Origin of the sequence: Mesorhizobium sp. M7A.F.Ca.MR.148.00.0.0 (assembly GCF_003997735.1) — a bacterium.
Lineage (GTDB): Bacteria > Pseudomonadota > Alphaproteobacteria > Rhizobiales > Rhizobiaceae > Mesorhizobium.
On the sequence record NZ_RZTB01000170.1, the window covers coordinates 1 to 7,861 of the forward strand.

The 7,861-nt window shown below is 59.0% G+C and carries 8 protein-coding genes; 3 read left to right on the plus strand and 5 right to left on the minus strand.

Features of this window, described 5'->3' with window-relative positions; translation table 11 throughout:
* Positions 1-95 precede the first annotated feature (95 nt).
* From EOB49_RS31405 to EOB49_RS31425, 5 genes are read right to left on the minus strand one after another with little or no spacing between them, the layout of a single operon-like run.
* A complete protein-coding gene (locus EOB49_RS31405; RefSeq protein ID WP_127383255.1) occupies positions 96-635 on the minus strand; it encodes a prepilin peptidase in 540 nt (179 codons plus the stop codon).
* 1 nt (position 636) lies between these two features.
* Positions 637-1,179: a tetratricopeptide repeat protein gene (locus EOB49_RS31410; RefSeq protein WP_127383256.1), complete on the minus strand. Its 543-nt coding sequence runs from the start codon at positions 1,177-1,179 to the stop codon at positions 637-639.
* A 53-nt stretch (positions 1,180-1,232) separates the two neighbouring features.
* Positions 1,233-2,183, minus strand: a complete 951-nt coding sequence (locus tag EOB49_RS31415) for a type II secretion system F family protein (RefSeq protein ID WP_127383257.1) — start codon at positions 2,181-2,183, stop codon at positions 1,233-1,235.
* Positions 2,184-2,200: 17 nt separating this feature from the next.
* A complete protein-coding gene (locus tag EOB49_RS31420) occupies positions 2,201-3,169 on the minus strand; it encodes a type II secretion system F family protein (RefSeq protein WP_127383258.1) in 969 nt (322 codons plus the stop codon).
* The gene (locus tag EOB49_RS31425; protein WP_127383259.1) at positions 3,169-4,557 is read right to left on the minus strand and encodes a CpaF family protein; all 1,389 of its coding nucleotides are present in this window, start codon (positions 4,555-4,557) and stop codon (positions 3,169-3,171) included. Before EOB49_RS31425 ends, EOB49_RS31420 begins: the two co-directional genes overlap by 1 nt.
* A gap of 530 nt (positions 4,558-5,087) precedes the next feature.
* Here EOB49_RS31425 and EOB49_RS31430 point away from each other — a divergent pair.
* The 3 genes from EOB49_RS31430 to EOB49_RS31440 form a co-directional block, all read left to right on the plus strand.
* Entirely contained in the window at positions 5,088-5,297 is a 210-nt protein-coding gene (locus EOB49_RS31430; protein WP_127383260.1) for a Flp family type IVb pilin, read from the plus strand.
* 89 nt (positions 5,298-5,386) lie between these two features.
* Positions 5,387-6,427, plus strand: a complete 1,041-nt coding sequence (gene cpaB / locus EOB49_RS31435; protein ID WP_127383261.1) for a Flp pilus assembly protein CpaB — start codon at positions 5,387-5,389, stop codon at positions 6,425-6,427.
* A 54-nt stretch (positions 6,428-6,481) separates the two neighbouring features.
* Positions 6,482-7,861 (plus strand): type II and III secretion system protein family protein (locus tag EOB49_RS31440; RefSeq protein ID WP_164781873.1); only part of this gene is annotated, 1,380 nt, incomplete at its 3' end.

Here is a 7,861-nt window from a genome sequence, read left to right on the forward strand (position 1 = left end):
TGATTTGCGCCAGTGACCCGCCGCACAGGCGGGTTTTTCGTTTGATGCTCCGTCAAATCTCCCGCGCGACAATTCAGCCGCGTGAGATGACAGGGTCAGTTGAGCTGGTTGAGGATTCCAGAGCTGCTCGCGACCATCAAACTCCGGTAGATCAGGAACGCCAGCGTACAGATCGCGGCGAGCGCGATCGGCACGCCGAATGGCACCACGCCCTTGCGGTCCAGATGCTGGACGACAAGCCGAAAAGCACCCGCGGGCAGCAGGAAGGGGTTTTTCACGATCGCCGCGGTGACCAAGGCGAAAACCAGGAGCAGCACTGAAAACACCGCGAGAGCGGCGCCGCTGATCAGGAATGGCACGACTGCCAGCAGCTTGACGTCGCCGGCGCCGATCTTGCGCAGGGCCCAGAAGGGCAAGAACACGACGAACAGCAGAAGCCCTGCACCGGCGCTCAGCCCCATGTCCCACCACGAGCCGGACTGGAGCGACAGCAGCAGCAGGCCCCCGGCACCCAGGCAGAGCAGCAGCAGCACGTCGCGATTGGAAATCTTCTGGGTCTTGAAATCGACCCAGGCAATCCTTGCCAGCAGAGGGATGGCGAGCACCTTCAGCAGCAGCGCCTCGACCAGCAGCATGTTAGCGCTCGACGTTCTGCACGCTTGACGACAAAAGCTTCAGATTGTTGGCGACGGTCGGGTCGTTGGGCGCCAGTTCGTAAGCCTTGAGGAAGTTCGAGCGCGCATCCTGCAGCTTGCCGCGCAGCAGGTAGGAATAGCCGACATTGTTGTAATATTCGGGCGTCGCGCCGACCAGCTTGAAGGCCTTGGCATAGGCCTTGTCGGAGAGGTCGAAGCGGTGGATCCGGTCGGTGCAGGCGGCCAGTCCCATCCAGGCGTTCCCATCATTGGGCGCCAGTTGCGTCGCCTTGAAGAACAGCGCGCCGGCATTGCCGTAATTCTCGGCACGGAACTGGTTCTTGGCTTCGGCAACGGCCTGGTCCGAGGCATAGTATTCGACGTCGCTGACCGTTTTCAGCCCGTCGAAAGCATCGCCAAAAGACGTCACGTCGCCTTTCGACGGCTCGTTGGTGCGCACGACACCGTCGGTTATGTCCGCCGTCTGGCAACCGGCAAGCACCGCCATGAGCAGACAGGCCGCGGCCGCGATAACCCTCTTCATAAATGTGTCCCCTAGGGTCCCCGACTCACATTAGGACCAAATCATATACCAAACTAGAAGAAAACGCCCTTCATGCGAATGATGACCGGCAACATGATGACCATCATAACCACAGGGAAGATACACAGGCCCAGTGGTATCATCATCTTTACCGGCAGAGAATTGGCGCGCTCCTCAGCACTCAGAATTCTCTGGCTGCGCATCTCGGCGCTATAAACACGCAAGGCATCGGTGAGGCTTGTCCCGAGCTCTTCTGATTGCCGGAACAGCACGGCCAGTGCCCGCGCCTCTTCAAGACCGATCCGGTCCGAGAGTTCGCGTAGTGCCTCGCGCAATGGTTTGCCGGCGCGCAACTGCAAGTTCATGATCGACAGCTGTATTCCCAGCCATTTGTGGGTGGCAGCCATTTCATGACTGACACGTTCGACCGCCGCCTCCAGGCTCATGCCGGCATCGGCGCAGGTGATCATCATATCCATGAAGTCGGGAAAGGCACGGCGATAGATTCGTTTCTGACCGTTCTCGAAGCGATCGAGCATGATGCTCGGAATCACCATGCAGGCTAGGCCAAATAGAGCAGAGCCAGCAAAGGTTATGAAACCGGGCAGTTGTGGCGGAAGTATCCGAGACAAAAGTGCATAGATGGCCAAAAAGCCTAGGCAGACCGCGACCAGACGGGACAGGGTATAAAGCAGTGGCGCGCTTGACTTATAAAATCCGGCGCGAAAGAGCTTCGCTTCCAAAGCATTTGGCTCATCGCGCTCCTTTTCGATCGACTTGAAATATGCGTCGACCGGCCGCTGCGCCGCAGCCTTGGCAACCACGTCTTGTCCAAGCATGGACCGGCGGTCTGTAATTCCCTCCCCTATCAAGCTCTGCGCGACAAGCTTTCGTGTTTGCAGAGCCGGCAAGAAGACAAGCGCGCCAAACAGGAAAAAGGACGCCGCCGCCGAAAATACGACGATAGACACCAAGAAACCAATATCCTGAATATTTGAAAACAATTTACACTTCGCTCCTGTCAGAAATCAAAATTGACCATTCGATACATGATAAAATCTCCAAGCAAAGCCAACAGGCCGAATAGTGTGAATATTGGGAATATTAGTTCGTCGTGCCACACGCCCCCATAATAAGATGGAGAAATTATTTGAAGGATCAGGAACATAACGAGGGGGAACAGTGATATTACCCAGGCCGACACGCGCCCCTCGGCGGAAAGCGCCCGGATTTTCATTCGAAGCTTCTGCCTTTCGCGCAGTACAGAGGACAGGTTGGACAAAATTTCAGTCAAATTACCGCCGGTCTTGGCCTGGATCGACAGCGACACCGACAGCAGCTGAAGGCCCTCGAAGCCGACACGCTGCGAGAGCTTTCGCACGGCCTGCTCGATGCTGAGACCGAAGGTGATCTCATCGGAGACGATGCCGAATTCAGTGCCCAACGGATCGGGCATTTCGCGCGCGACCAGACCGATTGCGATCGAAGCGGGATGTCCGGCGCGCAGCGAACGAACGATCATGTCGAGCGCATCCGGCAGTTGTTTGGCAAACTTCTGGATTCGTTTGTTGCGCGCACGCCGGAGGACGAGAAGCGGCAAGACCAGCCCGACGACCAGAAAGATGAGCGATGCCAAGGTGGAGAAATTGAAAAGGAAGGCCATCAACAACGCCATCGCCAGTCCGACGAGCAGGAATGTCGCGGCGAATGTCAGGGGATTTCCAGTGATGCCGGACTGGGTATAGAGCCTGTTCAGCCAGACCATTCCAAAAAGGAAATCGCCGGAGTCCGTGAGCCCGCGCTCTCGCAGCAACCCCTGTAACGTTTGTTCGGCCGGAACATCGCCGGCGAGCCGCTTCAGCCGGCGATTGACTGCCATGGACCGGGAGCGGCGGCCGGCAAAGGAAAGATAGAGAGCTTCGCCTGCCAGAATGACCGAGGCTGCCGCCAGCATGTAGATGAAATAGAGCAGAGCTTGACCCGTCGGCATCAGAGGGCAACCTGCGGGTTGAAGGCGTCCTTGGCGAAATGATGGCCAAGCGTTGCGGCCTCTGGAGCGAAACGCGGACGGACACCGGTTGCGCGAAAATCTCCGATGACCTTGCCCTCGGCTGTAACCTCACGGCGGACAAAATGATAGATTTCCTGGAGCTGGACGACATTACCCTCCATGCCTGTCAGTTCCGATATGGAGGTGACACGCCGGCCGCCGTCCGAAAGACGCTGTGTCTGCACGATGATGTCGATGGCGGACGCGATCTGCGCCCGGATTGATTCATGCGTCATCGGCATGCCGGCCATGCCGACCATCTGCTCCAGCCGCGAGATCGCATCGCGCGGCGTGTTGGCATGGATTGTCGTCATCGAGCCTTCATGGCCGGTGTTCATCGCCTGCAGCATGTCGAAGGCCTCTTCGCCGCGAACTTCGCCGACGATGATGCGGTCTGGCCGCATGCGAAGGGCGTTCTTCAGCAATTCGCGTTGGCGCACCTCGCCCTTGCCCTCGACATTGGGCGGACGCGTCTCGAGCCTGCCAACATGCGGCTGCTGCAATTGCAGTTCGGCCGCATCCTCGATGGTGATCAGTCGCTCCTTCGAGGGGATGTAGCTCGACAGTGCATTGAGCAAGGTGGTCTTGCCGCTGCCGGTGCCCCCCGAAACCAGGATCGATTTGCGCGCCTGGACTGCGATCCGCAGCAGTTCGATCATCGGCGGACGGATCGAATTGAATGCCATCAAACGCTCGAGCGAATAGGGGTTTTTCGAGAATTTGCGGATCGAGACCAGAGGGCCGTCGACCGAGACCGGCCGCACCGCGATATTGACGCGAGAGCCGTCCTCCAGCCGCGCATCGACCATGGGCGACGATTCATCGACACGCCTGCCGATGGCCGAAACGATCTTGTTGATGACGCGCAGCAGATGCGCCTCGTCCCGAAACCGGATTGGCGTCTCTTCGACGATGCCCCGCCGCTCGATGAAAACGCGCTTATGGGTGTTGATGAGGATGTCCGTAATGGAATCATCCTTGAGTAGCGGCTCTATTGGCCCGAGACCCAACATCTCGTCGGCGGTATCGCTGGTGAGTTGATCGAGTTCGCGCGCATTCAGCGGCACAGCACGAGCGCGAACGAACTCGCGCACGATCGGACGGATCTCATTCAGGATCTCATCCTTGGAAGCATTTTCAAGGGCGGTCAGGTTGAACCGGTCGATCAAATGGCGATGCAGTTCGACCTTGATCGTCAGGAAATCGTCACCATGCACTTCGATCTCAGCTGACGGAGATAGCGCGGGAACAACAGCCAGCGCTGCGAACGGCTCGGTTTTTGCCTCGACCTTCGACTCACTTGGTCCCTTGATGAACCGCCCCAGCATAATCGCTTATACTCCCCTTAGTCCCTCATTAGCGGAAACTAACTGTTAACCACAGGAGGCACAAGCGCTCAGGTGGTCGACCTACCATCAATACTTTCTACATAGTTAAGATCAGGAGCCTGTAATGACGCGCTTATTTGACATGGAAGCCGGTCTCATGGCCGAGGCGTCGGCATCGCTTTCCGGGCCCAATCCGATCCCGGGACAAACCGCCCAAGATAGGCAGCTAAGCCCTTAGACATAAAGGAATATGCATTATTGCTAATGCTTCCGCAATCTTGCCACATCCGGGGCCAAATTGTGAACGAATGGTTAAGGCGCTTGAAAAACGAAAAGAATCAAGCTGTTGCGAAAACTCGGAACTGTAATCTTCTTGCCGAATCATGTAGATGAAAGTTAAGGAACCCTTAATCTCGTTTGACTCAGCGTTTTCTCGAGACCTAGGATCGAGATGACGGGGGATGCTTGGGTATGGATTTCATCTCTTGCTCTGTCTCGTCGGGTTCAAACCTCCAAAGGGAGAAATTGACATGAAGAAGCTCATGACGATGACCCGGCAGTTCCGCGACGATGAAAACGGCGCTGCCATGGTCGAATATTCCATCCTGATCGGAATCATTGCGGTCGCCGCGATCGGTTTCATCATCGGCATCGGCGGGTGGGTCACGGGTCGGTTTACGCAACTTTGCACTGCGCTCGACGGTACGGTCGGCACCTGCGCTAGCGGCGCCGGCAGCTGATCAATAATCCCCAGGTCCGGAATTGACCTTCCGGGCCTGGGTTCAAATCGCCGCGGGCGAATTCCCGCGTCTGCTGGGGCTTGGGGTTCATGCGTGCCAACACACTGATCATGGTCGTGCTCGCCGGTGTGTTCGGCGTTCTCGCGGTCGTACTTGTCAACATATGGCTCGCCGGTCAGCGAAACGCCATTGCGCAAACAGGCATCGTCCAAGGCAGCACGGTCGTCGTTGCCGCGATGCCGCTGAAGTTCGGCGATGCGTTGAGCGCAGACAAATTGCGCGAAGTCGCATGGCCTGCGGGTGCGGTTCCGGCTGGGGCGTTCAAGACAACGAAAGACCTGTTGGCTGGTGACGGTGCCAAGCAGGCGCTGCAAGCGATCGGCGTCAATGAGCCGATTCTCGCTACCAAGATCACAGGCCCCGGCCAGCGCGCCACGCTTTCGGCGGTGCTTGGCGAAGGCATGAAGGCCGTTTCGATCCGCGTCAATGACGTACTCGGTGTCGCCGGCTTCGTCTTCCCGGGCGACCGGGTCGATGTGCTGCTGACGCGCACGGCGCGCGGCGATGACGGGGCAGACAGGAGTTTTGTCGACGTGCTGCTGCAGAGCATGAAGGTGCTCGCCATCGACCAGGTGGCCGACGAAAGCAAGGACAGCCCGACGGTGGTGAAGTCGGTGACGCTCGAGGCCAGCACCCGGGACGCGCAAAAGCTGACGCTAGCAGCAGGCGCCGGCCAATTGTCTCTGGCGCTGCGCCAGGCCGCGGCCAGCAAGGGCGAGACAACGGAACGGGTAACGCTTTCCGACCTGACCGGCGACACGCCGGCCGATGTCGCCGCCAGGCAGGCGGAGCTCGACAAGAAGGCAGCGGCGGAAGCTGCGGCCGCGGAGGAGCGCAAGCGCGCCGAAGACAAGCTAGCAGGTTTGACCCAAGCCGTAGAGCAAGTGGGAAGCCGTCTCGACCAGTTAAGCAAGGTCAAGCCGGCGCCGGCTGTGGCAGGTGCGCCGCAGGTGAAAGAAGTCGTCAAGGAAGTGGTCAAATATGTGCAGCCGGAAGCACCGGCGCGGGCGACAGTCGGTGTCTTTAGAGGTATAAAGCTCGAAACATATGATGTGCCGCGACAAAAATAACATGGGCATATCAGATACGTGGAGTGCGAATCAGCCGACGAGGGGGTAGAGTTAATGCGTGTGTTTCAGGGATCTCTGACCGCCGTTCTGGCCTTTTTCTGTGCGTTGCTGTCGTTGAGCTTCGCGGTTCACGCTGCAGACCGCTTTATCGACGTGTCGACCCCTAGCGTGCACCGGATTTTCCTGCCGATGTCGCAGTCGGTGACGATCCAGGTGAGTGCCAATCTCGGCGACATCGTCGTCGGCGATGAGAAGATCGCCGATGCCCAGCCGATGACCGACCGCACGCTCTATGTCATCGGCAAGGGCGCCGGCACCACCACGGTCAATCTGTTTTCGACGGACAAGCGCTCGCTCGGCGCCCTCCAGATCGAGGTCGGCGTCGATGTCAGCGACATGGCGCAGGCGATCCGCCAGGTGGCGCCGAAGTCGCGCATCGAAATCGGCTCGGTCAATGGCAGGGTCAGGCTTGGCGGCCATGTCAAGGACAGCGCCACGCTGGCGGCGATCATGGACGTGGCGAAGCAGTACGGACCCGACGAGATCATCAATTCCGTCACTGTCGACGACAGCCAGCAGGTCAATCTGGAAGTGCGTGTTCTGGAAGCCAAGCGCAACGCCGGCCGCGATCTCGGCGTGTCGATCAAGAGCACGAACGGCGACGGCACGACTAAAACCGGAACCGGCATTGCTGCCGTCGACGAAGACGGAGTGGTGCTCGGCCCGGGCGGTCTGCTCAGTAACCTCCTGTCCGCCTCCACCCCCTTCGGAGCCCTGATCACCCGCGTCATCGACAGCAACATCAAGGTCGACCTGTACATTGAGGCGCTGGAGGCCAAGGGCGTGGTGCGCACGCTCGCGAACCCCAACCTAACCACCCTTTCCGGCGAGCCGGCAAGCTTCAACGCCGGCGGAGAGGTGCCTATCCGCAGCGTCGACAAGGATGGCGAAGTCCAGATCGAGTACAAGCAATTCGGCGTCAATCTTCTGTTCACGCCGGTCGTGCTCGCCGACGACAAGATCCACATCAGGCTAGCGCCGGAGGTCAGCGACCTGACCGGCTTCACCACCGCCGGCGACCCGATCTTCACCAACCGCAAACTGACAACCGTCGTCGAGTTGCGCGACGGCCAGAGCTTCGCCGTCGGCGGGCTTCTGTCCAGCAAGACCACCAAGCTACAGAACCAGGTGCCGTGGCTCGGCCAGGTGCCGATCGTAGGAGCGCTGTTCAAGAATTCGAGCAGCCAGAAGGAAGAGACCGAGCTGGTCGTCATCGTCACGCCGCATATCGTGCGGCCGGTGAAGCCCGGTGAGCAGCTGGCGACGCCGTTCGACAAGACAAGGCCCGCCAACGATCCGGAATTCTTCGTGCTCGGCCAGCTTGAAGTGACCAAGGACATGGTCCGCAAATATGAACTGGGCGAAGGCGTCACC